Origin of the sequence: Aquimarina mycalae, assembly GCF_029906345.1 — a bacterium.
Lineage (GTDB): Bacteria > Bacteroidota > Bacteroidia > Flavobacteriales > Flavobacteriaceae > Aquimarina.
In genome coordinates, this window is sequence record NZ_JARYGY010000001.1 from 333,513 (window position 1) to 359,168 (window position 25,656).

The window sequence follows — 25,656 nt, forward strand, 5'->3', positions numbered from 1 at the left end:
TTTTAAATATAATTTGTAACTTTCACCAAAATAATGATATTAATATAATAAAGAGATATGAGCTATACTGATAAAATGCTTCGTGATGGAGCGCTAGAAGGAAAAAACATTGTAGTTACTGGAGGTGGTAGTGGATTAGGTAAATCAATGACCAAGTACTTCTTAGAACTTGGGGCAAAAGTCGCTATTACATCTCGTAATCTAGAAAAGTTACAAGGTACTGCAAAAGAACTTGAAGCAGAAACAGGAGGCACTTGTCTCCCACTTCAATGTGATGTTAGACATTATGATCAGGTAGAATCCATGAGAGATCAGGTGATAGCAGCTTTTGGAACTGTAGATATATTATTAAATAATGCCGCAGGGAATTTTATCTCACCAACAGAACGTTTATCAGCCAATGCTTTTGATACAATTATAGATATTGTTTTAAAAGGAACCAAAAACTGTACGCTTGCATTTGGTAAGCATTGGATAGACACCAAATATCAAAATACAAATGTTCTTAATATCGTGACAACATATGCCTGGACTGGGTCTGCGTATGTTGTACCAAGTGCAACTGCTAAGGCAGGTGTGTTAGCAATGACAAGATCTCTTGCTGTAGAATGGGCAAAGTATGGTATGCGTTTTAATGCTATTGCTCCTGGACCTTTTCCGACAAAAGGAGCTTGGGATAGATTATTGCCAGGTGATATGAAAGATCAATTTGATCTTTCAAAAAAAGTACCACTAAAGCGTCTTGGAGAGCATCAAGAATTAGCAAATTTAGCGGCCTATTTAGTTTCTGATTTTTCAGCCTATGTTAATGGTGAAGTGATAACGTTAGATGGTGGTGAATGGCTTAAAGGAGCTGGACAATTCAACTTATTGGATCAAGTTCCTGAACAAATGTGGGACATGTTAGAAGCGGCAATTAGAGCTAAAAAAGGAAAGTAATTACATCATAAAAAGTAAAATTAAAGAAACTGGATACCAATGTTATACACTGGCATCCAGTTTTTTTTATCAAGCATAGGGTAACATTTATTCAATAAATGACACTTATTAAAAGGTAATCATCAATAATATTTAAAATCAAATAGTGAATGTTTATTAAAAAACGTTAAACACACGCTAATTAGGATTCAACTTAGAAATTAAACCATACATTCTAATGTATTTGGTATATTTAATTCTACGCTTATAGTATTTTTTTTAAGTATAACTAAAAAATTAGTTGAATCTTATAAGTTTTACCTATTTTTGAGATTATTACTAATATTAATATATAACTCACGCAAATTATCAGTCAATGAAAGGAAAAACAATTTTCAGCGCATGTATTGGAGCTTTTTTATGCAGCATTCCATTTACATCCATTGCTCAAACGACTACAAACAAGGAGCTTGGTGCCCCTATCAATGTTAAAAATGAGGATAAAATCCCAGTAGATCCTAACGTAAAAGTAGGAAAATTAGATAATGGACTTACCTATTATATTCGTAACAATGGAAAACCAGAAGACAAAGTAGAATTAAGACTTGTGGTAAACGCAGGGTCTATTTTAGAAAATGAAAATCAGCTTGGTTTGGCTCACTTCATGGAGCACATGAACTTTAATGGAACGAAAAATTTCAAAAAGAATGATCTTATAGATTATCTACAAACCATTGGTGTTAAGTTTGGTGCGGATTTAAACGCATATACAAGTTTTGATCAAACCGTATACATATTACCTATACCTAGTGATGATCCTGAAAAATTAGAAAAAGGATTTCAAATCATTGAAGACTGGGCTCATAACGCAGAGTTGACTGAAGAAGCTATTGATGGAGAAAGAGGAGTTGTACTTGAAGAATATAGATTGGGTAAGGGAGCGAATGAAAGAATGCTTCAAAAATACTTACCAATAATCGCATACAATTCTAAATATTCTGAGAGATTACCAATTGGTACTAAAGAAGTGTTAGAAAACTTTAAATACGAAGATGTAAGAAGCTATTATAAAGATTGGTATAGACCAGATTTAATGTCTGTTGTTGCTGTAGGAGATCTAGATGTTGCTACCTTAGAGCAAAAAATCAAAGATCATTTTAGTGGTATCAAAATGCCTAAAAACCCTAAAAAAAGGGAAACGTATGACACTCCTAATCATGAGGAAACTTTAATAGCTGTAGTTTCGGATAAAGAAGCTTCTAATTCTATTGTAAGATTAATCTATAAAGACAGAGAAGTTACAGAGCCAATGAGCACTGTTGGAGATTACAGAAAAGATCTAGTAGAAGGAGTGTTTAGTCAGATGATGAATAATCGTCTTAATGAATTAAGAAATAGCCCTAACCCTCCATTTGTATTTGCTGGAAGCAGTCATAGTGGAACTTTTGCAAGAAACAGAGAAGCATACCAATCATTTGCGTTAACTTCGGAAACAGGACAATTAAATGCACTAAAGACAATTCTTCAGGAAAACAAAAGAGTTCAGAAATATGGATTTAAAGCTGGTGAACTAGAACGTGCTAAAAAAGACATTACTGCACGTTGGGACAAACAGTTTAAGGATAAGGACAAAAGAGAATCTTCTCGAATTATTGGAGAATACATCAACAATTACTTACAACAAGAACCTATTCCAGGAATAGAATGGGAGTATAAATATACAATGTCTCAATTGCCAACAATCTCTCTTGAAGAAGTAAACGGTCTGATTAAAGACTTTTTACATGATGACAATAGAGCTGTTGTAATGACTGGACCTGAGAAAGAAGGTTTAAAGCAGGTTACAAAAGAAGAGATTCTAACTTTATTAAAAGAAGTAGAAACTTCTGACATAGAAGATTACAAAGATGAAAAAGTTCGTGAGAATCTTATAGAAAAAATGCCTACTGCAGGAAAAATAGTTTCTTCAAAAAATAATGAAAAATTAGGGTTTACAGTTTTAGAATTAAGCAACGGAGCTAAAATTACTTACAAGAAAACTGACTTTAAAAATGATGAGATTTTATTTTCTGCATATAGTTACGGAGGAAGCTCTTTGTATACTGATGAAGACTATTTACAAACCGCATACGGTAGCGGAAGCGTATCTCAAACAGGTTTAGGTGGTTTATCACTAAATGATATGGACAAAGTAATGTCTGGTAAAATTGTAAGACTAAGGCCATATATCGGTGGTATATCAGAAGGGTTTAATGGAGCCACTACACCTAAAGATTTAGAATCATTGTTTCAACAAGTATACTTATACTTTACTGACGTAAACAAAGATGAAGAAGCTTTTAGATCAGATCTAGAAAAGCAAAAAGGTTTTTTAGCAAATTATCTATCTAACCCTCAAAATTATTTCCGTGAAGAGTTTAGTAAATTTCAATATGGAAAAAGTCCAAGATATACTGGCTTTCCAACTGCAGAAAAATTAGACGGAACTAATTATGAGCTTGCATATCAAAAATACAAAGAAAGATTTGCTGGAGCTGGTGGTTTCAATTTCTATTTTGTAGGAAATATTGATGAAGCAAAACTAAAAGAATATGCAGAAAAGTATATAGCTAGCTTACCAGATACTGGTAAAGGTGAAACCTATAAAGTTTCTGATTTCAGACCGTTATCTGGTGCACACGAGAAAACAATATACAAAGGTAAAGACCCTAAAAGTGCTGTGAATATTATCTGGAGAGGTGAAACGGAATATAGTAAATCAGAAGATTTAGCAATGCAAGCTTTAGGAGAAATCCTTACGATTAAATTAATCGAAAAACTTCGTGAAGATGAAGGTGGCGTATACGGTGTTGGTGCCAGAGGTGGCTTAAACAAATTAGCGTATGGAAATTATAGCTTTAGTATTAGCTTTCCTTGCGGACCTGAAAACGTTAAAAAACTAACAGATGCCGCTATCGCAGAGGTAAAAACTGTGATTACTCAAGGACCAACAGATAAAGATCTTGCTAAAATCAAAGGATCTAGATTACTAGATTATAAAGAAAAAAGCAAACAAAATAGGTTTTGGTTAAGTAATCTTCAAAGTGCTGATTACGAACAAACCCCAATGGAAAGTGGAGAAAGTTATACTGAGACTATCAATAAGCTATCAAAGCAGGATGTACAGAATGTTGCCAAAAAGTATCTAGATAAAGGATATATTTTAGGTGTATTAATGCCAGAAAAAGAATAATTTTAAATAATTATTCACTCCAAAGGCCATCTGTAACAACGGATGGCCTTTTTTATTAAACACTGTTAATATTTTTCATTTTTATAATGTATAATTAATTGTATTTTTATCGCTTAAAATCCAAATCTCCCCCAATGGGTAAAATAATAGCGATTGCCAATCAAAAAGGAGGCGTAGGTAAAACTACCACTTCTGTAAACTTAGCAGCTTCTCTAGGAGTATTAGAGAAAAAAGTATTACTAATAGATGCAGATCCTCAAGCCAATGCGACTTCAGGGTTAGGTCTAGATGTAGAAAGTATTGAAAAAGGAACCTATCAGATCCTAGAACATACGATTAAGCCAACAGAAGCTATATTAGAAACTAATTCTCCTAATGTAGATATAATTCCCGCACATATTGATCTTGTGGCTATAGAAATTGAACTAGTAGACAAGGATCAAAGAGAATATATGCTGAAGAAAGTAATTACTGATCTTAAGTCAGAATATGATTATATTTTAATCGATTGCGCACCTTCTCTTGGACTTTTAACTCTTAATGCGCTTACAGCCTCGGATTCAGTTATTATTCCTATTCAATGTGAGTATTTTGCATTAGAAGGGCTAGGAAAACTATTAAACACTATCAAAAGTGTTCAAAAAATACATAATCAACACCTTGATATCGAAGGATTATTACTTACAATGTATGATTCAAGATTACGATTATCAAATCAGGTAGTTGAAGAGGTGCAAAAACACTTTAATGAAATGGTATTTAAAACAATCATTCAGCGAAATATTCGTTTAAGTGAAGCACCTAGTTATGGCGAAAGTATAATTAATTATGACGCAGCTAGTAAAGGTGCCAGCAATTACTTAAGTTTGGCCCACGAGATTATAAAGAAAAATAGTTAATGATTCATGGCGAAGGCAACAAAAAAACAAGCTTTAGGTAGAGGTTTATCAGCACTACTCAAAGATCCCGAAAATGATATTAAATCAGCAGAAGATAAAAATGCTGATAAAGTAGTTGGAAATATTATAGAACTAGATCTTAATAGTATTGAAGTTAATCCATTTCAACCACGTACTAGTTTTAATGATGAAACACTACAAGAACTTGCTACATCCATCAAGGAAATAGGAGTTATTCAACCAATTACTGTTCGTAAATTAGATTTTGACAAGTATCAGTTAGTAAGTGGAGAACGACGTTTTCGTGCTTCTAAATTAGTAGGCTTAAAAACAATTCCTGCTTATATCAGAATTGCTAATGATCAAGAGTCATTGACAATGGCATTGGTAGAAAATATTCAGCGTCAGGATTTAGATCCAATAGAAATTTCATTGTCCTATCAACGATTAATTGATGAGATCAAACTAACTCAAGAACAGTTGAGTGATCGTGTAGGTAAAAAAAGATCTACGATTGCTAATTACCTTAGATTATTAAAGTTAGACCCTATCGTACAAACAGGAATCAGAGATGGTTTTATCTCTATGGGGCACGGTAGAGCGCTTATTAATATTACTGATCAGCAACAACAGCTTGATATTTACGAAAAAATTATTGGAGATTCTTTATCTGTTCGTAACACAGAGAAATTAGTTAGGTCTTTAAATAACAAAGAAGAAAATCCAAACACTGAAAAAACTAAAGATAAGGCTCCTCAATATATTCTAAAAGGAATTAAGGATTTCTCAGAATATTTTGGAGCAAAAATTGATGTGAAGGTTTCCAGTAACGGACGAGGGAAGTTAATAATCCCATTTTCTTCTGAAGAAGATTTTAAACGCCTAAAGAAACTTATCAATAGTGAAAACTAATTCCTTTTATATCATTTTGTTCCTATTCTTTTGTGTTCATTATACTTTTTCTCAGGAAGAAAACAATGATGGAGAACTAAAAGTGGTTACTGAAGAAGTAGCTGTTAAAAAGAAGAAAAAAAAGAACAAAAAATTACGACCATATGAACCTTTGGCGCCTGCTCGTGCTGCCTTCTATTCTGCAATACTGCCTGGTTTAGGTCAAGCATATAATGGAAAGTATTGGAAAATACCTATTGTATATGGTGCTCTTGGTGCTGGTGTCTATTTTTATAAATTCAATAATGATCAATATACTGAAGCTCGTGATTTTTATAAAAACAGATTAGCGGGACTTCCTGATGACATTAATAATAGATTGAGTGTTCTAAGTAATGAACAATTAATTGATCGACAACGTCGATTTAAAAGAGATCAAGAACTATCTATACTTATTACTGTAGGATTGTATGTATTAAACATTATAGATGCCAATGTAACGGCTCATTTGCAGCAGTTCAACGTGTCTAAAGACTTATCTTTTAAACCCAATATACATTTTAACGAATTTGATGCCACTCCTAGTTACGGAATGTCTCTGAATTATAGTTTTTAAATTTTATAACCAACAACCATTAAGAAAATATGAATATTGCTCTTTTAGGATATGGCAGAATGGGTAAAACCATTGAAAAAATAGCAACAGATAGAGGGCACACCATTGTGCTTAAAGTCGATAAAGATGATCTAGATTATGACGTGTCTATTGCAGATGTAGCTATTGATTTCAGTATCCCAACCGCAGCTGTTGACAATATCACCAAGTGTTTTAACTCTGGAGTACCCATTGTCTCTGGAACTACTGGTTGGCTGGATCATTACGATGAGATTATAGCATTATGCAAAGAAAAAAAAGGTGGGTTTATATATGCATCGAACTATAGCCTAGGTGTTAATTTATTTTTCGAATTAAATAAAAAACTTTCTAAAATGATGAGTCAAGTTGATGGCTATGATATCAATATGGAAGAAATTCATCATACTCAAAAATTAGATGCTCCAAGTGGAACGGCAATTACATTGGCAGAAGGAATTATCGAGAATACGAATAAGGATTCTTGGCAATTAAATGAAGGGAATGATAATACAATACCTATCATTGCCAAACGTATTGAGAACGTTCCTGGTACGCATACAGTAACGTATGCATCCGCAGTGGACGACATAGAAATTAAACATACAGCTCATAATCGTCAAGGATTTGCTCTTGGTGCTGTTGTAGCCTCAGAATGGTTACATGGTAAAACAGGGGTTTTTGGAATGAAAGACGTTTTAGGGTTGTAAAATGAATAGATTAAAAAGTGTAACACTTTTATAGTAAGCTACACTTATACTAAAAACATAAAAAATAATGACACTATCAGAATGGTTTATTTTTTTCCTGGCAGTACAAGTTGTACATTTCTTGGGAACTTGGAAATTATATATCAAAGCAGGAAGAAAAGCTTGGGAAGCAGCAGTACCAGTATATAATGCAGTTGTTTTAATGAAAATAATAAATCGCCCTTGGTGGTGGGTTATTCTATTGTTTATACCTGTGATTAATGTAATCATGCTTCCTGTAATATGGGTAGAAACCATAAGAAGTTTTGGCAAAAACACTACTACTGACACTGTTTTGGTGATCCTAACATTAGGATTATATATTTACTATGTAAATTATATGTTAGATGTCACTTATATTGAAGACCGAGATCTAAAACCTAGAACCGCAACTGGAGAATGGGTTAGTTCTATTCTTTTTGCAGTAGTAGCAGCAACTCTGGTTCATACCTATTTTATGCAACCTTATACGATTCCCACAGGATCACTAGAAAGAACGCTTCTTATTGGAGATTTCCTATTTGTCAGTAAATTTCATTATGGAGCAAGAACTCCTATGACATCGGTATCTTTTCCTATGGTACATGATACAATTCCTAAAGTAGGAGTAAAATCATATCTAGAGACACCGCAATATCCATATTTTAGATTACCAGGTTTCCAAAAAATTAAACGCAATGATATTGTAGTATTTAGTTGGCCTGTAGATACAGTTCGTTTTTTTAGAGATAAATCTGGAATTAATGTATATAAGCCAATAGATAAAAAATCTAATTATGTAAAACGTTGTGTAGGAATCCCAGGTGATTCTTTATCTATCGTTGATGGCAAAGTACATATCAACAAAGAACCTTTACAACTTCCTGATAGATCCAGAGTACAATACTCCTATAATATTCAGACAGAAAGTGGATTTAACCCAAGAAATTTATATGAGCGTTACAAATTAGTTTATGGTCAAAACTTATACCCTATCAATAATGCTGGTGGATATATTGCATCCGAATTATCTCAGGAAAATGCGACTAAACTAAAAAACAATCCTTATGTAACTAGTGTAGAAAGAATAATCTCTCAAAAAGGAACTAAGGATGCATCTATTTTCCCTAATAACGGAAAGGTAAATTGGAATGTAGATAATTTTGGAGCCATTTATATTCCCGAAGCTGGAAAAACAGTAGCAATGAATCTAGAGAGCTTTTCTCTGTACAGACGAATTATAGAAGTATATGAAGGCTCAGAAATGGGTATTGAAAATAAATTATCTGTTAAAGGTTCTCAGGTTTTATTAAACAACAAGCCAATAAACAATTATACGTTTAAACAGGATTATTATTGGATGATGGGAGACAATCGTCATAATAGTGAAGATAGTCGTATGTGGGGATATGTTCCTGCAAATCACGTCGTAGGAAAACCCGTTTTTATTTGGATGAGTTGGGACTCAAATGCTAAAGGTTTTTTAAATAAAATTAGATGGGATCGATTATTTACTACAGTTGGTGGAAATGGTAAACCTGTATCCTATTTCTACTATTTCTTGATTGTACTAGTAGGTTGGATTATTTATAGCCGATTTAGAAAAAAGAAAAAACAAGCTAACGGTTAATATTAGATATTAGGGTTTACAAAAATTAAGCTGATAAAATACGTATAGAATTTTTAAAATTGAAAAGTACCCTACTCCATCCAACATATTTTGGGTCTATTGCGCAATATGCAGCAATAGCGCAATCTGATTCAATTGTTTTTGAAGAACATGATAATTATCAAAAACAAACTTACCGCAATAGAACCTATATTTATTGTGCCAATGGGAAACTTTTATTAACCATTCCGATTAAGCATATTGGAAATAAAGGAAGGCAATTATATAAAGATGTTCGTATAGAGAATGATTTTCAGTGGCAAGCGCTCCACTGGAAATCTCTTGAATCTGCTTATCGTACTTCTCCTTTCTTTGAGTATTATGAAGACGATTTGGTACATCTGTTCGAAAATAGAAAGGATTTTCTATTAGATTTTAATTATGAATGCATGCAATTTGTTTGGGATTGTATGCAACTGGACATAGGTTATACAAAAACAGCATCATACCAAAAAAAAACAGAAGATCTTATCGATATGAGAACACTTGTCAATGCTAAAATCAAAGCACCAGTCAATCTAGAATCTTATATCCAAGTATTCTCTGATAAATATGGGTTTATACCTAATCTTTCTGTTTTGGATTTACTTTTTAATGAAGGCACAAACGCACTCACTTATTTAGAAAATCAAGTGATTTTTTAATGACAACTTTTTTTATTCATTACAGCTTTCATCTAATATTACCGTTAGGACTGGTTTTAATTTGTTATCCTACGGAATGGAAAAAAGCATATCCTATATTCTTAGCTGCTATGCTAATCGATCTGGATCATTTATTTGCAAATCCAGTTTTTGACCCTAACCGCTGTAGTATTGGATTTCATTTTTTACATAGTATCTATGCTATAATTGGATATAGTATTTTGTTGTTACCTAAAAAAACAAGAATTATCGGTATTGCACTACTTTGGCATATTTTTACTGATCAATTAGATTGTTGGATGATGTAAATACAGGTATTTAGAAAATATTTTTTACATTTATTACTCGACAAGTCGTAACTTGTTTGTTTCTAAACCCTATATATCTATGAATAGATTTTTACTTTCCATCCTATTTTTGACCTTTTTTTCTTGTGGAAAACAAACTAAAGAATCGACAAAGGACGCTGACAACCAAACAGCCAAACCTGAAACCGTTATCGCATTGCCTATACAAAGACATGCTACCATACCAATGGACACCGCTCTTGTACGTAAACTTTCTAATAAAGAACTAACTTCTATATTCACAACAAATAGACAAATTAAATTAGGTATCTCTAATAAGGTATATCAAGCATATACTTATAAAGATACGTCTAGTGAATATTATCTATTATTAACAGATCATAATAATATAATAAATGAAGAAAAAGACACCTTATATGATAATGTATATGCGTTAAACCTAACAAGCAAAAATTATCAGTTTAAAAAAAGATCTACTATTAAAGGGGAAATAGATGAAGAATGGGAAACTTCTATTGGTTTCTGGAATCAATATTCACAACTATCAGATCTTGACAAAGATGGCTCAATAGATCCAATTATAGTCTATGGTACTACTACTCAAAGTATGTATGAAGATGGTAGAGTTAGAATAATAGCGTATTACAAGAAAAAAAGAGTAACTATTAAGCACCAGAATAGCGAAATACCTGATGGCAGGCTTACAAAAATTAATAAAAACTTTTATAAGTTCCCTGTACAAATTCAAGAGGCTGTAAAGGAAAAAATGAGATTAATGACAAAAAACGGACATGCTGTTTTTGCCGAAGGTTGGGAAAAAAGTATGGATAATAAAGCTACTCGTTTAGAAAACAATTAATACTCAATAGTATTATTTGAGTTTAATCTTTGAAAAGATAGGATAATGATCTGAAAGCTCTACGTCAAAACTTTTAAAACCTAATACCTCTGAATTTTCAGGAACCAATATAAAATCAATTCTTGCAGGAAATAACTCAAAATTAAACGTTTTTCCAAAACCCGAACCTGCTTCTTTAAAAGTATCCTGAAGATTTTCTGATTTAATTTTATCATAGACATAAGAATATGCCGTATTATTAAAATCTCCCATTATAATATTCTCATAAGGGGATGATTTCATATGTGCGATCAATTGTTCTGCTTGACTCTGTTGTTTTTTAAAAGAAATTTGAATACGTTTTAGTAGTTTCTGAGAATCTGCTTTAGACAATTCTTTAGTCATAGCACCTATTTTATGAGATTGTAAATGGACATTATAAATTCTTAATGTGTCCTTATCTTTTACAATATCTGCATAAATCACATTATTGGCGGTTTCTTCAAAATTCAATGAACCTTTATTAACAATTGGATACCTGGAAAAAATCACCAGTGCTAATTCTTTACTGTTATGATTAAAATATTCATACTTAAACTCGTATTGCTTAAAATCAATATTAGGGTCATTATAATATTCTTGTGCACAAAAAACATCTGGATTTTGATCTCTTACCAATGTCGAAATATCTTTAGGAATCTCATCAGAGTCAATCCATTCAAAACGATTAAAGCTATGCACGTTATAACTTAATAGTGAAAGTGTATTTTCTACATCGTCCGAAGATTTCCCTCTTATTTTATACAAAGAAGATACATGCGAAATCCCCAAAATCAATACTATCAATGATAACAGCATTTTGCGCTTTAAGAGTATAGCCCAATATAAAAAAAACAATACGTTAACAAGAATCAAAACAGGTACAGCAAGGCTTAATACCGATAACAAAGGAAATACTTGAGGAGAAACGTATGGTAATAGATACGACATCAATAAAGCAAAGGCTATTATTGAATTTATAAAAAATATGATCTTATTAACCAGTTTTCTCATGACTAATCTTTACCCGCTTTAAACAAAAAATCTTTTTCTTGCTTGGTTAAGCTATCATAGCCGCTTTTACTAATTTTATCAAGTATTGCGTCTATCTGAGCTTGATTGGGGTTTTTAGTCTTAGGTGTAATCGTTTTTTTAGTAGCAGTCTTTTTAGTTTTTTTAGCTTTATGCACTGTTTTAAGAGGGCTTTTCTTACTAGGTTTAAAAAGGTTAACTAATGAATCCATTATTTTCTCAAACCAACTTCCAACATCGTTCCCTTTCTTAAGTTGACTAGCATATAGATATCCAAATAATGCTCCTCCTAAATGTGCAATATGACCACCTGCATTTCCAGCTGGTATTTGGACAATATCCAATATCACAAAAAAGGCAGCTATCCACCAAAATTTAATGCTACCGATAAACATTAACCTTACGGTCATATGTGGTATATAGGTTGCCGTAGCAATCAATATCGCCATTACAGAAGCAGAAGCCCCTAACAATACAGAATCTCCTATTTCGGAAAAAGCTGGAAACAAATTATACGATAACATATATAGTAGTGCTCCAAAAATTGCCCCCAAAAAATATACCGTAAGCACTCTTTTTCCTGTTAAATAAGAAATAAAATATCTCCCAGAAAAGTATAGTATAATCATATTAGAAGCAATATGCCAGATACCACTATGAAGAAAGGCATAGGTTATTATAGACCATGGTTTTGTAAAAAAATCCCCTAACTCCTTAGGGAAAACAAACCAATCCATTAAAAAACCACTAGAAGCATTAAATAAAAATGCAAACGTATTTAGTAGATAAAAAGAAATGAATACCACCACATTGATCACTATCAATTTCTCAATGATCGTAAACCTTTTAAATTTCAGCTTTAAATCGTCTATCTGTGACATTAATTCCAACGATTTTGATTAAACGAATTCTTTTTCCAATACCACATCGTGATAAACCCAATAACCGCACCACCAATATGTGCCCAGTGCGCTACATTTGTAGCTCCGTAAATACTCTGACCAGTTAATCCTCCAAATAAATCCATAGCAAAATATCCTGCAACCAAATACTTAGCTTTTATAGGAATAGGGATAAACATAAGATACAAAGGTAAATTTGGGAATAATACAGCAAAAGCAGCAATAACTCCAGAAATTGCACCAGAAGCTCCAACCATAGGAACTGCATAAGAATCTATTAATGTTGCAGTAACATCTGATGATATAGATTCATATGAGTAATAGGATCTATTTATTGTTGCTTGATCTAACATTTCAAGAATATTACTCATTGGAATCCCTGCCTGTAAATGCGCCTCAAGAGCTGGTTTAAATTGAATATAATGAAAGAATAATTGTAAACCTGCAGCACCTAATCCAGCAGAAAAATATAAAAACAAAAATTTCTTTTGACCTATTGAATATTCCAAGTGACTACCAAACATATACAACACAAACATATTAAAGAAAATATGTGTTCCATTACCATGCATGAACATATGTGTAATAATCTGCCATACCTGAAAATTATTATTTTCGGGATACCATAACGCAAAAAACTGATCAGAAGCATATCCTCCAATACCAAGCGCTCCTACAAAAACTATTATATTAATTATTAATAAAACCTTTACCGTATCTGTAATTCTACCCATCTACTTTTAAAATTTTTTATCTATATCATCTACTGTTAACGTGATGAATGTTGGCTTATTATCTGGTGAAATTGTTGGTTCAGTACATGCAAAAAGACTATTTACTATATGTTGCTGTTGCTCTTTTGCCAAATCTGCTCCCGTTCTTACTGCTATACTTCCCGAAATAGATCTCGCTAGTAGATCTGTTAAAGAAAAACCAGTATCTGGCACTTCGTGCTCAATATCACTGATTAATTTTTCTAAAAGCATAGAAACTTCACTTTCTGTAATTACTGTAGGAATTCCTGAAATGGTTGCTTCTTCTCCAGAGATATCTTCAAATACAAAACCAGTATTCTCTAACTGTTCCTGCACAGTTTTTAGCAATGTTACCTCTTGTTTGGAAAAAGAAAGTTTTAATGGAAATAATAACTGTTGGCTTACAGCACTTGCCATTGTAATATTCTTTAGTACCTCTTCGTATAAAATTCTCTGATGTGCTCGATGTTGATTAATAATTACCATACCACTTTTAATAGTGGTCACAATATATTTTCGTCTTAACTGATACGTTGTATTATGTTCTAAATCTGTATTTGTATTTCCTTCAAATAAAGAACCCGTTACTTCTGTGCTTTCAAACTGAACTGTAGAAAAATCACTTTCAGTAGGTTTAGAAGGTATTTCTGTGGTATCTAAACCAGCATATAAATTCTCCCAACTTCCAGTAGATTCTTTTTTAAAATTGGTATAACTTTTTGTAGATGATCCATTACTATCCTTTGGGTCTTCTTTAAACGGATTAAAACTTCTATCAACTTCTATTGTAGGAGTTTGAACCATTTTACTTTTATACTCATACGGAGTATCCATCGAAGCATCCCGATTAAAATCTAAAACTGGAGCTACATTAAATTGACCTAAACTATGTTTTATCGTAGAACGTAACATCGCATATAACGCATGTTCATCATCAAACTTAATTTCTGTTTTCGTTGGATGAATATTAATGTCAATAGATGTTGGGTCAACTGTTAGATATATAAAATAACTTGGATGTGTTTTTTCTTTAAGCAATCCTTCGAATGCAGAATTCACTCCATGATTAAGATAAGCACTCTTGATAAATCTATCGTTGACAAAGAAAAATTGTTCACCTCTGGTTCGCTTTGCATATTCTGGTTTGGCCACAAACCCAGTAATACTAACCAGATCTGTCTCTTCGTCAATTGGGACTAATTTTTCATTGGTTTTTCCACCAAAAATCTGAACAATTCGTTGACGATGATTAGAAACAGGAAGATTAAAAACCTCGCTTCCATTATGGTACATATCAAACTTAATATCTGCATGAACCATAGCAACCCTATGAAATTCGTCTATAATATGGCGTAACTCTACGGTATTTGATTTTAGAAAATTACGACGTGCAGGAATATTATAAAAAAGATTTTTCACACTTATAGAAGTTCCTTTTGGTGTAACACAAACCTCTTGTGAAACTACTTCACTACCCTCTATTTTTATTTCTGTACCTACTTCATCCTTCTCTTGCTTAGTCTTTAACTCTACATGAGCAATTGCGGCAATAGAGGCAAGGGCTTCGCCTCTAAACCCTTTAGTATTTAGCTGAAAAAGATCTTCTGCTGTTTTTATTTTAGAGGTTGCATGGCGCTCAAAACTAAGTCTTGCATCTGTAACACTCATACCAACACCATCATCAATAACCTGAATAAGTGTTTTGCCTGCTTCTTTAATGATTAATTTTATATGGGTAGCCTTAGCATCTATAGCATTCTCTAACAGCTCCTTAACCACAGAAGCTGGTCGTTGAACCACTTCTCCAGCAGCAATCTGATTGGCTACATGGTCTGGTAATAATTGGATGATATCTGACATTTATTGTCCCGCAGTAAATATGGATAAATCAAAATCAATGAAATATAAAAAGATGAAGATGAGTACAAACACAATATAAATTAATCTTTTGTTGATTTCTCGATTTCCTCGATTGCGACTTGATTTTCGGTCTTCACTCCATTGCGCTCCAAAATCTATTGCATTTTTAGTATCGCGATATTTAGTAATTCTATTTTCGAAATCATAGATATTTCCTTCACTCTTACCTTTATAATACCTAGGTGTATAGTTATATCTTCGATTCGTTTTTCTCTTAGGGATACTTAATTTCACGTGCTGCTCCTTTCTTTTTATATTATCCAAATATACTTAAAATGCATAGTAATCTAAAGCTTTTAGCATTACAATAACATTGAAATATTAACAGCAAGGATAATGCCGTTTTAGGAAATCATAAAAAATATACGCTACATTAATAGAGATCATTATTGACCAACCAGCTTAGAATTTGGCGTCTTTACGTAGTTGTGCCATTTTGATTGCCGCAATAGCAGCTTCTGTACCTTTGTTACCATGTTTACCTCCTGATCTATCTATCGATTGCTGCATTGTATTATCTGTCAACACACAGAAGATAACTGGAATATCATTATTAATATTTAAATCCTTGATTCCTTGAGTTACTCCATCACATACAAAATCGAAGTGTTTTGTTTCTCCCTGAATCACACTCCCAATAGCAATAACAGCATCTAACATATCATAGGATTCCTGCATTTTTTTGCAACCATAGATGAGTTCAAAACTACCTGGCACATTCCAACGAACTATGTTTTCTTTAATTACTCCGCAGTCTATCAATGCATCAAAAGCTCCTTGAAAAAGTCCCTCAGTAATCGTTTCATTCCACTCTGAAACAACAATCCCAAACCGAAAATTCTTCGAGTTTGGGATTGTAGCTTTATCATATTGAGATAAATTTTTATTTTCTGTAGCCATATTTAAAATTCAGAATTCAGAATTCAGAATTCTGAATTTATTATTTAAACTATTTAAGCATTCCTTGAGCTCTTCCTAAATGTACATCAACTTGATTAGCCTCTGCACTTTTAGAAAACTCTTCTTTTATTCTTTCTAAGTATGTAATCGCAACTTCTGGTTTCCCTAATGATATCGCAGTAATAGCTGATTTCAATAAGAATTTAGGAGTTGTATATTCATTGTTCTTTGTTTTGGCTGCTTTTTCATAGTACCCCAATGCTTCATCCATTTGGTCTAACTGAGCAAATGCATCACCAATTCCACCTAATGCCAAAGGACCAAGCATCTCATCATCACTCTTGAATTTATCTAAATGATCGATAGCTTCTTGATATTTGCTCATATTAAGGTAAGAAAAACCTGCATAATAATTAGCTAAGTTTGCTGCTTTAGTACCTCCGTAGTTTTCTATGATCTCTAAAAAACCATATTTACCTTCTCCTCCATTAAGAGCCAATGTATATAAAGAATCACTAAGTGTAGTGTTACCATTTACTGCATTATCAAAATATTGTTGTGCTTTAAACATTTCATTGGAAGCTTCTTGTTCTTTTGGTTCCTGAATATATTTCTGATATCCAAGGTATCCTAAAACAACTACAGCTATAGCACCAACAATAATAAATATATATTTTTGATTAGCAGCAACCCATTCTTCAGTTCGGGAAGCACCTTCATCTAAAGTATTAAATACCTCAGCAGTTGTAGAATTGTCTTCTAATTGTTCTACTTCTTCTGCTTTATTTTTTGGTTTGTATCCTCGTTTCTTATAAGTTGCCATAAATTATATTTAATGAACGGCAAAAATAAAATTTTTATTCATAATTAAAAGCGAAAATATTTGTTATTTTTCAATATTTTGCACTTCTTATTTGAGAATTCCAAAAAAGTCGCGACTTGCTGACGATCAGTAGTTTATGATTCTAAAATCACTTTCTTTAATCAATTACAAAAATTTTGAATCCGTCAATTTCGAATTTGACGATAAGATTAATTGCCTTGTCGGTCATAATGGAGTAGGCAAAACCAATATCTTAGATGCCATATATCATTTATCTTTTGGCAAAAGTTATTTTAATCCAATCACTGGACAAAATATAAGGCATGAGACCGATTTTTTTGTTGTTGAAGGGCTGTATGATAAATCAGATCGCGAAGAAAAGGTCATTGTAAGTGCTAAAAGAGGGCAAAAAAAAGTAATAAAACGTAATGGAAAGGCCTATGATACTTTTAGCGAACATATAGGTTTTCTTCCTTTGGTTATTATTTCTCCAGCTGATAGAGATTTAATTACGGATGGTAGTGATACACGTCGTAAGTTTATTGATGGCGTAATTTCGCAAAGCGATACAGCTTACCTTTCTACTCTGTTAAACTATACTAAAGTAGTTTCTCAACGTAATTCTCTTTTAAAATATTTTGCGGCGAATAATACCTTTGATGCTACTACCTTAGAAATCTACAATCAGCAACTTCACGAATTAGGAAGTGTTATTCATGAAAAAAGAACATCTTTTCTAGAAACATTCATCCCAATATTTACACATAGATATGAAGCTATCAGCTCTGGTAAAGAATCGGTTACATTAAGCTATCAAAGTAAACTATCAGAAACTAGCTTATTAACGCTTTTAGAACAAAATTTAGCAAAGGACAGAATGTTACAATACACCAGTGTTGGTGTTCATAAAGATGACCTATCTTTTGAGATCGAAGGGCATCCTATAAAGAAATTTGGAAGTCAAGGCCAACAAAAATCTTTTTTAATAGCATTAAAACTGGCACAATTTGATTTCATCAAAAAACAAAGCAAAGTAAATCCATTGCTCTTATTAGATGATATTTTTGACAAACTTGATGAAAAGCGTGTAGAACATATTATACAACTAGTGGATGATCAAAATTTCGGACAGCTTTTTATAAGCGATACCCATGCGGATCGTACGGAAAATGTGGTAAAGAAAATATCACAATCTTATAAAATTATCAAATTAAGTAATGATTAATAAAAACAAATTTATGTTTAAAAAGATTATATACATATCGGTTTTTCTACTAGTTTCCTGTTCAAAACCTAATCCAGAAGAGTACATTAAACATATTAATGGATATTGGGGAATTGAGAAAGTAATTACTTCTGAAGGTGTCGAAAAACTATACAATTATAGTCAAAGTGTTGATTTTTTTGAAGTACATGATCTTAAAGGAGTTCGTAAAAAAGTAAAACCGCAATTAGATGGCAGTTTTATAACCACACGAGACAGTAAAACTTTTTCGTTAAAAATAGAAAACGACAGTCTAAGAATGTATTATAAAACACCTTTTGCAACTTGGAAAGAAACATTGATTTCTGCAAAAGAAAATCAAATGATTATAAAAAATAAGGCTGGAAATCTTTACTTTTACAAACCGTATAAGAAGATCCAATTATAAATGGCGAGAAGACAAAACGAACACCTAAGCATCAGTGACGTTCTTAAAGAATTTGTGAGCGAAAACAAACTTCAAAAAGGATTGGATAAAGTTGAAGTACGTGATGTATGGGAACAAATTATGGGGCCTGCTATTAATAAATATACCCGAAATATTAAACTAGAGCGAGAAACACTCTATGTAGAACTTACTTCTTCTGTTCTTAGAGAAGAACTAAGTTATGGAAAAGATAAAATCATAGCCAATCTTAATGAAACTCTCGGAAGAGCATTAATTAAGAAATTAGTATTGCGTTAGTCTACTCTTGGCAAATCGATCTTAGTTTTTCCGTGAGCAGTTGGTTTTCCTTTTTCGTTAAGTGTAACCATAGTGATATTTTCGACTTTGATAATAGTTTTATGAGTAAGTATATTTCTAACTTCACATTTAAGAATTAAAGATGCTCTTCCAAACTTCACTATTTCCATTCCGATTTCGACAATATCTCCTTGTATTGCAGAACTCACGAAATTAATTTCAGACATGAATTTTGTAACAACCCTTTTGCTTTCTAACTGGATAACAGCATACAGTGCTGCTTCTTCATCGATCCATTCCAGCAGTCTCCCACCGAAAAGTGTCTCATTTGGGTTTAAATCTCCAGGTTTTACAATCTTTCTGGTATGATAATGCATATTTCTATTCTTTCTCACAAAGTTAGAGAAATATGACCTTAATAAATTAGTACTTAGATCAGGTATAAAAATTAACTGCTTTTTTACTGTACGATTATTTCTTCGCAAAACTGAGTTCCATCAGGACAAGTTGGAGTTTCTGCAGAAATACAGATTTCATAGGTTCCTGGACTAAACTGAAAAGAGAAAGTATTATCTGCTCCTGGTCCTCCATCTTGCTCAATAACATCTCCATTGACTCTCCATTCATACGTAGTATCCTGTATCCCATCAAATTGCGCAGTAAAATTATAGCTAGGCGTATTTCCTTCTTGTTCTACGGTAAAAAACAAATTTGGACAAATGGGTACCACAGTAATTTCTCTACAAAATTCTACTCCATTAGGACAAGAGGGCGTTGTAGTTTTAATGCATACAGTATGAACTCCTGGCGTAAGGTTAGAGAAAAACATATTATCTCCATTAGCTCCACCATCTTCTTCTACAGCTTGTTCATCGACGAACCATTGATAGGTTACATCGCTAATTCCAGTAAAATTAGATACAAAAGTATACTCAAGTGTTCCCTGCTCTTGTTCGAATTCGAAAAACAATTCTGGACATAAAGCAGCAACTTCTATTCTTTTACAAAATTCAATACCTTCAGGACAATTATCGGTTTCTGCCTTCATACAAACCTCATATACTCCAGGAGCATCAAAATCTCTTAATAGTATATTATCACCTTGATTATTTGGACCATCGATTTCTATAAACTCTCCATTAACATACCAACTATAAGAACCTACAACATTCAGATTAGGAAAATCTGCTTCGAATCTATACCCTAAGTTAAAAGAGTCTGTTACATCAAAAGTAAAGCCTAATTGAGGACATCTTTGTATACAAGATTCTATAATTCTAAAAAATCCAAAGTAGGTATTTATAGATGTGCTTTCAAAATTAGGAGATACTAACACATTCACTGGGAACTTAAATTCTGGCTGATAATCTGCTCCTTGGCCTTGATAAAAAATCTGAAATTCTTCGTCAGAGTTTATTTCCTCCTCATTACCACTAGCACTCAATAAGGTCACTGGATAATCAAACTTAAAACATCCATTAAAAAAACGATCAAATTGATCTCTAACTGTATCAAACTCGCATTCTCGAAGGACATTAAATAAAGCTATCTCATTTGGAATAACAACCTCATCATCACTACCTTTAAATATAACTCGAACAGGAAATTGCAAGCCAGTAACATTAAAATTAGTTTCTTGACTAGAAATAACATCTACCAATCCTTGATAGTCATCAATTCTAATAGTAGCATCATTATTATATCCTAATGTAATAGGATATACAAATTTAAAACACTGTTCAATTTCAGGCAAAAAAGTTGTGTTTGAATCAAAATTATTGAGGATAGTAACTACCGAAACACTGGATATAATATCATCTGTGTTTTCATCAGGAAAAAAGGAATCATCAGTTACACAACTACTAAAAAGTAGTGCAAGTATTATCAAAAACCGTGTATACATATTGAATCTTTTCAAAATATTCTGTCTTTATATAAGTAAAACGCCTGAAAATCAGGCTACCCTACCCCAATTTAAAATAAATTTTTCAATTCATTTTAGATCACAATCTAACACATCCTAGTTTTATAAACAAAATTCCCTGGAAGAATGGCAATGCTTCCAGGGAATCAACCTAATTAATCTAACCTAACCAACTTTAATTATTCTATCACTAATGTTTTACAATATGTAGTTCCATTAGGACAATTTGGTGTTTCTGCTATGATACAGATTTCATATGTACCTGCTCCAAACTGGTAGTATAAGTAATCATCTCTATCATTACTACCTATCATTTCTGTATTAACTACTTCTCCATTAATAGTCCATTCGTAGGATACATCGCTCATTCCTGAAAATTCTGCCCAGAAATTATATCCTGGAGTATCTCCTTCTTGTTCAATCTCGAAGAATAAATTAGGACAATCTGTTCCTGGTTCTTCTACTTCAATCACTTTACAGAATGTAACTCCTTGTGGGCAATTAGGTGTTTCTACTGATAAACACACTTCATATGTTCCTGGATTAAACTGAAAGTAAAAAGGATCGTTATGTCCATTACTAGTTCCTACATGATCTCCATTAACTGACCACGATAATGTTACATCATCAATCCCTTCGAATGCATTAGGGAAAAAGTAATATGCTGGGTTATCACCATCTTGTTCTGCTTCGAAGAATATTTCCGGACAAACGGTATCACCTTCAATTTCGATTATTTTACAATACGATGTTCCTTCAGGACATTCTGGAGTTTCTGTTTTTAAACATACTTCATATCTTCCTGGAGCGAATTGATAATAGAATCTATTATTATCTCCATTATTAGAATCTTCTACAAATTCTCCATTTATAAACCAACCTAACCACTCAAATTGATCTGCTCCTTCAAATTCTACCTGGAAATAATACGCTGGATTATCACCGTCTTGCTCTGCAATAAAAAATAAGTCAGGACACTCTGAATCCACTTCTTCTACTTCGATCACCTTACAATATGATGCTCCATTGGGACATTCGTCACTTTCTGATTTAATACACACCTCATATCTTCCTGGCTCATTAAATTCCCAGAATAAGTAATTACTATCATTTGCGTTGGCATTTTCTACCACTTCTCCATTTATAAACCAGTCAAAACGTGTTTCTTCTATTCCTGGGAAATCTGCAATAAACTTGTATTTGTTTGGTCTATCCAACTGTCTTGATTCAAAGAATAGATCTGGACAAGGATCAGTTTCATCTCTAACTACATCAATCTCCTTACACACTTCTAAAGGACAAGTGTCACTTGCTACTTTTACACAAATCGTATGTGCTCCTTCTTCGAATTGATAGTCAAAAATCTGACTCGCTATATCATTAAGATTACCAGTATCTACTTCTTCTCCGTCAATTGACCAAGTAAACCTTACATCTTCAATACCATCCAATTGAGCTACAAAACGATACACTGTACTTCCTGGTACATTATCAATATTTATAGTAATATCTGGACAAGTTTCAAATTCTTCGTTTTCCTCACAAGAAGTAAATCCTAATAACAGTGTAAAGATGGTTACACACCAAATACTAAGTTTTTTCATCGTATATAATTTTTTAGGGGTTATCAATAATTAATTAAAAAAGAGGTCATTTATTCGCTCTACAATAATGAAACGCAGCACAAAAAGAATACCCTACCCCATTCCTACAAAAAAATGTTAATTACACTTAATTTTTGCCGAAAATCCTAATAAAAATGAGGTCATACGTACATATGACCTCATTAATAAAATATTCAAAACATGTTACTGTTTCCTAATAGTTATCCTTGATAATCTATAGTAATACACTTCTCTAAAGTGCCACAAGTTTGTGAAACTGCCTTATAACAAATCTCATAAGTACCAGACTGATTTACATGGTCTTGAAGTCTTGCTACTCTAGGAGTAATAGGTGTTATCGCAGTACCATCTATTGTCCAGATTATAGAATTAGGGTCTATATCTGTAATAGACAAAGCTGTAGCAATTGCTATCGTGTCTTTATAATTTATCACATCAAAAACAGAACAATCAATACTTTGTGGTTCTGGTATTACCACCTCAACACAAAACTCTGTCCCATTTGGACAATCTGTAGTCTCAGCTTTTATACAAACAGTATAAGTTCCTGGATTATATGAATCCAAATCCAACATATTGTCACGATCTTGATTCTGAAGATCTTCGGTTTCTACCAACTGGCCATTTACATACCAAGTATAAACTCCCAACTGATCTATTCCAGAAAAATTAGCAAACATCAAGGTCCCTTCTACTATAAAGGACAAATCTGGACATGTCTCATTATTGGTGTTTTCTACAACTATTTCTTTACAGAATGGTTCTGCCTGTGTACATGTAGTACTCTCAGAAATTAAACAAATGGTATAAGTACCAGGTTGAAGATTTGTTAATAAGAACTTATTATCTCCTTGAAAATCTAATCCTTCATTCTCTATGATAGATTCGTTGTCTAAAGGCTCTCCTGTTACCTGCCAAGCATAAAAGCCTAGTGTATCAATACCTTCAAAATCCGCGATCAGATAATCCCCTTCTCTGCTATAAGCCAAATTAGGACAGGATTCATTATTCTCATCTTCGATAACAATTTCTTTACAAAACTCCGCTCCATTTGGACAATCTGGTGTTTCTGCCTTAATACATACATTATAGGTACCTGGATTATATGTACTTAAATCTAATTTATTATCTCTTTGATCTTGTAAATTTTCAGTTTCGACTAGCTCATCATTTACGAACCACTCATACACTTCCAAATTATTAAGTTCTTCAAAATCGGCAAACAGAACTTTTCCATCTTGAGTAAAAGATAATTGAGGACAATCAGAATCCTGATCTATTCCGTCATCTTCAACACAAGAATTAAAACTTAGCATAAGAGCAAAAACCAGTAGGCTCCATAATTTATTATTTTTCATGGTAATCTTTATTTAAATTAATGATTTGTGAATACGTACGTTAATCTTGATTTGTTATAACATCAATAAAACGCTTCATTCATAGATCGCCCTACCACTTATTTTACTTTTTTTTATTTTTTTATTTTTGATCTTCGCAAAAAAAAATTGATCTTGCTCCCATAATTTTGCCTTAAATGTCTGACAACAATAAATCTACTTGTGATGAACAAGTTTTTGATCAGTTTTTCAAAAGTCACGCAAAACTTTTGAGAAGTTACCTCTATTATAAATTCGGTGACTTAGATCAAGCGGAAGATATCGTGCAAGACTCTTTTATCAAATTATGGAATAATTGTTCTAAGGTTCCTATAGAAAAAGCAAAGAGTTATGTATATACGATTGCTACTAATTTTGGAATTAGTATTGCTAGACACCAACAGGTAAAATTTAAGTACCAAAACTATATTACACAACGAAAAAGTGATGTTACCAATGAATCTCCTGAGTTTGTTATTCTTGAAAAAGAATATATGGAGAAACTTAAAAGTGCTATTGCAGATTTACCTGAAAGACAAAGAGAAGTTTTTTTATTAAGTAGAATTGACAAAAAAACGTACCGCGAAATTGCAGAATTATCAAACGTTTCAGTAAAAGCTATTGAGAAATTAATGCATAAAGCTTTAGTGACTTTAAGAAAAAAAATTGGAAATATTTAAAAAAGAGGTAGGGTAATCCCAAACTTAAACGTTTCTATTATATATAAGCAGATTATGTTAGAGAACAAAAAAGATGATATATTCTTATCCCGATGGATTAACGGAGAGCTTTCTCCGGAGGAACTTAACGAGTTCCAATCTCATCCTGAATATGAATATTATGCAAAGATAATGGCTGGTGCTGATGCTTTGGATCTAGCAGAATATGACATGAATACAGCATTAGCTAATATAAAATCTAATCGAAATACTACATCAGTAAACAAATCAAAACCAGTAATTAAACTTTGGCCTTATGCTGCTGTTGCAGCTTCGATAGTAGTTATACTAGGATTATTTTTATTCAGTTCTGACGATTCGTTTACCACAAATTATGGAGAACAATTAGCAGTTACGTTACCTGATGGCTCTGAAATGATTCTGAATGCCAAATCTGAAGCTAGTTTTGATAAAAAGAACTGGAACACTGATAGAACCGTATTACTTAACGGTGAAGCATATTTTAAAGTTAAAAAAGGAAGTAAATTTACAGTTACCACTGAAAACGGAAATGTTTCCGTTTTAGGAACTGAATTTAACGTGCAATCTCAAACTTCATTCTTTGAAGCAGTTTGCTATGAAGGTAAGGTAAGTGTTACAAGTGGTCAAGATAATACTATTCTGACAGCTGGAAAAGCTTACAGAAATATTAAAAACACAGCTCCTGAACATTGGACATTTGTAACACAAGAACCTTCCTGGATTAATAATACAAGTTCATTCAGAAGTATTCCTCTAAAATATGTTTTTAGTGAACTAGAAGAACAATACAATATCAATATTGAAACTAAAGATATAGACACATCTACAATCTATACTGGAACTTTTCCAAATAATGATATAGAAGTCGCTCTTAAGACAGTTTTTAGTACCTTAGGTTTGCAATACAAGCTATCGCAAGATGGCAAGACCGTGGTATTAGAAAATTAAA

26 protein-coding genes are annotated in these 25,656 nt (G+C 32.6%); 15 read left to right on the plus strand and 11 right to left on the minus strand.

Annotation, left to right across the window (positions count from 1 at the left end; all coding sequences use genetic code 11):
- Positions 1-57 precede the first annotated feature (57 nt).
- From QBK95_RS01305 to QBK95_RS01350, 10 genes are all read left to right on the plus strand, one after another.
- Positions 58-939 carry an SDR family oxidoreductase gene (locus tag QBK95_RS01305; RefSeq protein WP_280929724.1) on the plus strand — a complete coding sequence of 294 codons (882 nt, stop codon included), beginning with the start codon at positions 58-60 and terminating at the stop codon, positions 937-939.
- 355 nt (positions 940-1,294) lie between these two features.
- Positions 1,295-4,150 (plus strand): M16 family metallopeptidase, encoded by a 2,856-nt coding sequence (locus QBK95_RS01310; RefSeq protein WP_280929726.1) that lies wholly within the window; start codon positions 1,295-1,297, stop codon positions 4,148-4,150.
- Between the two features lie 134 nt (positions 4,151-4,284).
- Positions 4,285-5,049 carry a ParA family protein gene (locus QBK95_RS01315; RefSeq protein WP_280929728.1) on the plus strand — a complete coding sequence of 255 codons (765 nt, stop codon included), beginning with the start codon at positions 4,285-4,287 and terminating at the stop codon, positions 5,047-5,049.
- Positions 5,050-5,055: 6 nt separating this feature from the next.
- Complete coding sequence (locus QBK95_RS01320; RefSeq protein WP_280929730.1) at positions 5,056-5,961, plus strand: ParB/RepB/Spo0J family partition protein; 906 nt, start codon at positions 5,056-5,058, stop codon at positions 5,959-5,961.
- Positions 5,951-6,556, plus strand: a complete 606-nt coding sequence (locus QBK95_RS01325) for a DUF5683 domain-containing protein (protein WP_280929732.1) — start codon at positions 5,951-5,953, stop codon at positions 6,554-6,556. The genes QBK95_RS01320 and QBK95_RS01325 overlap by 11 nt, the downstream gene beginning before the upstream one ends.
- 29 nt (positions 6,557-6,585) lie before the next feature.
- Positions 6,586-7,284 carry a 4-hydroxy-tetrahydrodipicolinate reductase gene (gene dapB, locus QBK95_RS01330; protein WP_280929734.1) on the plus strand — a complete coding sequence of 233 codons (699 nt, stop codon included), beginning with the start codon at positions 6,586-6,588 and terminating at the stop codon, positions 7,282-7,284.
- A 67-nt stretch (positions 7,285-7,351) separates the two neighbouring features.
- On the plus strand, positions 7,352-8,932 hold the full coding sequence (gene lepB, locus QBK95_RS01335) for a signal peptidase I (RefSeq protein WP_280929736.1): 1,581 nt from the start codon (positions 7,352-7,354) through the stop codon (positions 8,930-8,932).
- Positions 8,933-8,991: 59 nt separating this feature from the next.
- Positions 8,992-9,615 carry a WbqC family protein gene (locus QBK95_RS01340; protein WP_280929738.1) on the plus strand — a complete coding sequence of 208 codons (624 nt, stop codon included), beginning with the start codon at positions 8,992-8,994 and terminating at the stop codon, positions 9,613-9,615.
- Positions 9,615-9,923 carry a DUF6122 family protein gene (locus QBK95_RS01345; protein ID WP_280929741.1) on the plus strand — a complete coding sequence of 103 codons (309 nt, stop codon included), beginning with the start codon at positions 9,615-9,617 and terminating at the stop codon, positions 9,921-9,923. The genes QBK95_RS01340 and QBK95_RS01345 overlap by 1 nt, the downstream gene beginning before the upstream one ends.
- A 79-nt stretch (positions 9,924-10,002) precedes the next feature.
- Positions 10,003-10,782, plus strand: a complete 780-nt coding sequence (locus QBK95_RS01350) for a M949_RS01915 family surface polysaccharide biosynthesis protein (RefSeq protein ID WP_280929743.1) — start codon at positions 10,003-10,005, stop codon at positions 10,780-10,782.
- A gap of 12 nt (positions 10,783-10,794) precedes the next feature.
- Here the strand turns inward: QBK95_RS01350 and QBK95_RS01355 are convergent, their stop codons facing one another.
- The 7 genes from QBK95_RS01355 to QBK95_RS01385 all read right to left on the minus strand — a co-directional run bounded on the left by QBK95_RS01355 (position 10,795) and on the right by QBK95_RS01385 (position 17,132).
- On the minus strand, positions 10,795-11,814 hold the full coding sequence (locus QBK95_RS01355; protein ID WP_280929745.1) for an endonuclease/exonuclease/phosphatase family protein: 1,020 nt from the start codon (positions 11,812-11,814) through the stop codon (positions 10,795-10,797).
- 2 nt (positions 11,815-11,816) lie between these two features.
- The gene (locus QBK95_RS01360) at positions 11,817-12,713 is read right to left on the minus strand and encodes a rhomboid family intramembrane serine protease (RefSeq protein ID WP_280929747.1); all 897 of its coding nucleotides are present in this window, start codon (positions 12,711-12,713) and stop codon (positions 11,817-11,819) included.
- Positions 12,713-13,468, minus strand: a complete 756-nt coding sequence (locus QBK95_RS01365; RefSeq protein ID WP_280929748.1) for a rhomboid family intramembrane serine protease — start codon at positions 13,466-13,468, stop codon at positions 12,713-12,715. Before QBK95_RS01365 ends, QBK95_RS01360 begins: the two co-directional genes overlap by 1 nt.
- Positions 13,469-13,474: 6 nt before the next feature.
- A complete protein-coding gene (gene mutL, locus QBK95_RS01370; RefSeq protein ID WP_280929750.1) occupies positions 13,475-15,349 on the minus strand; it encodes a DNA mismatch repair endonuclease MutL in 1,875 nt (624 codons plus the stop codon).
- The gene (locus tag QBK95_RS01375; protein ID WP_280929752.1) at positions 15,350-15,643 is read right to left on the minus strand and encodes a hypothetical protein; all 294 of its coding nucleotides are present in this window, start codon (positions 15,641-15,643) and stop codon (positions 15,350-15,352) included. It lies immediately after the preceding gene.
- Between the two features lie 168 nt (positions 15,644-15,811).
- Entirely contained in the window at positions 15,812-16,309 is a 498-nt protein-coding gene (ribH, locus tag QBK95_RS01380) for a 6,7-dimethyl-8-ribityllumazine synthase (protein ID WP_280929754.1), read from the minus strand.
- Positions 16,310-16,358: 49 nt separating this feature from the next.
- Positions 16,359-17,132, minus strand: coding sequence for a tetratricopeptide repeat protein (locus QBK95_RS01385; RefSeq protein WP_280929756.1), 774 nt, complete (start codon positions 17,130-17,132; stop codon positions 16,359-16,361).
- A gap of 136 nt (positions 17,133-17,268) precedes the next feature.
- Between QBK95_RS01385 and recF the strand changes: the two genes are divergently transcribed.
- From recF to QBK95_RS01400, 3 genes are read left to right on the plus strand one after another with little or no spacing between them, the layout of a single operon-like run.
- Positions 17,269-18,357, plus strand: coding sequence for a DNA replication/repair protein RecF (gene recF, locus QBK95_RS01390; RefSeq protein ID WP_280929758.1), 1,089 nt, complete (start codon positions 17,269-17,271; stop codon positions 18,355-18,357).
- 13 nt (positions 18,358-18,370) lie between these two features.
- Positions 18,371-18,784 carry a lipocalin family protein gene (locus tag QBK95_RS01395; protein ID WP_280929760.1) on the plus strand — a complete coding sequence of 138 codons (414 nt, stop codon included), beginning with the start codon at positions 18,371-18,373 and terminating at the stop codon, positions 18,782-18,784.
- Positions 18,785-19,081, plus strand: coding sequence for a DciA family protein (locus QBK95_RS01400; protein WP_280929761.1), 297 nt, complete (start codon positions 18,785-18,787; stop codon positions 19,079-19,081).
- Here QBK95_RS01400 and QBK95_RS01405 read toward each other — a convergent pair.
- From QBK95_RS01405 to QBK95_RS01420, 4 genes are all read right to left on the minus strand, one after another.
- A complete protein-coding gene (locus QBK95_RS01405; protein ID WP_280931064.1) occupies positions 19,078-19,458 on the minus strand; it encodes an acyl-CoA thioesterase in 381 nt (126 codons plus the stop codon). The genes QBK95_RS01400 and QBK95_RS01405 overlap by 4 nt on opposite strands.
- Before the next feature lie 83 nt (positions 19,459-19,541).
- Positions 19,542-20,984 (minus strand): hypothetical protein, encoded by a 1,443-nt coding sequence (locus tag QBK95_RS01410; protein ID WP_280929763.1) that lies wholly within the window; start codon positions 20,982-20,984, stop codon positions 19,542-19,544.
- A gap of 200 nt (positions 20,985-21,184) precedes the next feature.
- Positions 21,185-22,609, minus strand: a complete 1,425-nt coding sequence (locus tag QBK95_RS01415; RefSeq protein ID WP_280929765.1) for a hypothetical protein — start codon at positions 22,607-22,609, stop codon at positions 21,185-21,187.
- A 221-nt stretch (positions 22,610-22,830) separates the two neighbouring features.
- Positions 22,831-23,988, minus strand: a complete 1,158-nt coding sequence (locus QBK95_RS01420) for a hypothetical protein (protein WP_280929767.1) — start codon at positions 23,986-23,988, stop codon at positions 22,831-22,833.
- Positions 23,989-24,164: 176 nt separating this feature from the next.
- Here QBK95_RS01420 and QBK95_RS01425 point away from each other — a divergent pair, with 176 nt between their 5' ends.
- Together QBK95_RS01425 and QBK95_RS01430 are read left to right on the plus strand one after the other, a co-directional pair.
- Positions 24,165-24,686, plus strand: a complete 522-nt coding sequence (locus QBK95_RS01425; protein WP_280929769.1) for an RNA polymerase sigma factor — start codon at positions 24,165-24,167, stop codon at positions 24,684-24,686.
- Positions 24,687-24,740: 54 nt separating this feature from the next.
- A complete protein-coding gene (locus QBK95_RS01430; protein WP_280929771.1) occupies positions 24,741-25,655 on the plus strand; it encodes a FecR family protein in 915 nt (304 codons plus the stop codon).
- The last annotated feature ends 1 nt before the right edge of the window (position 25,656 follow it).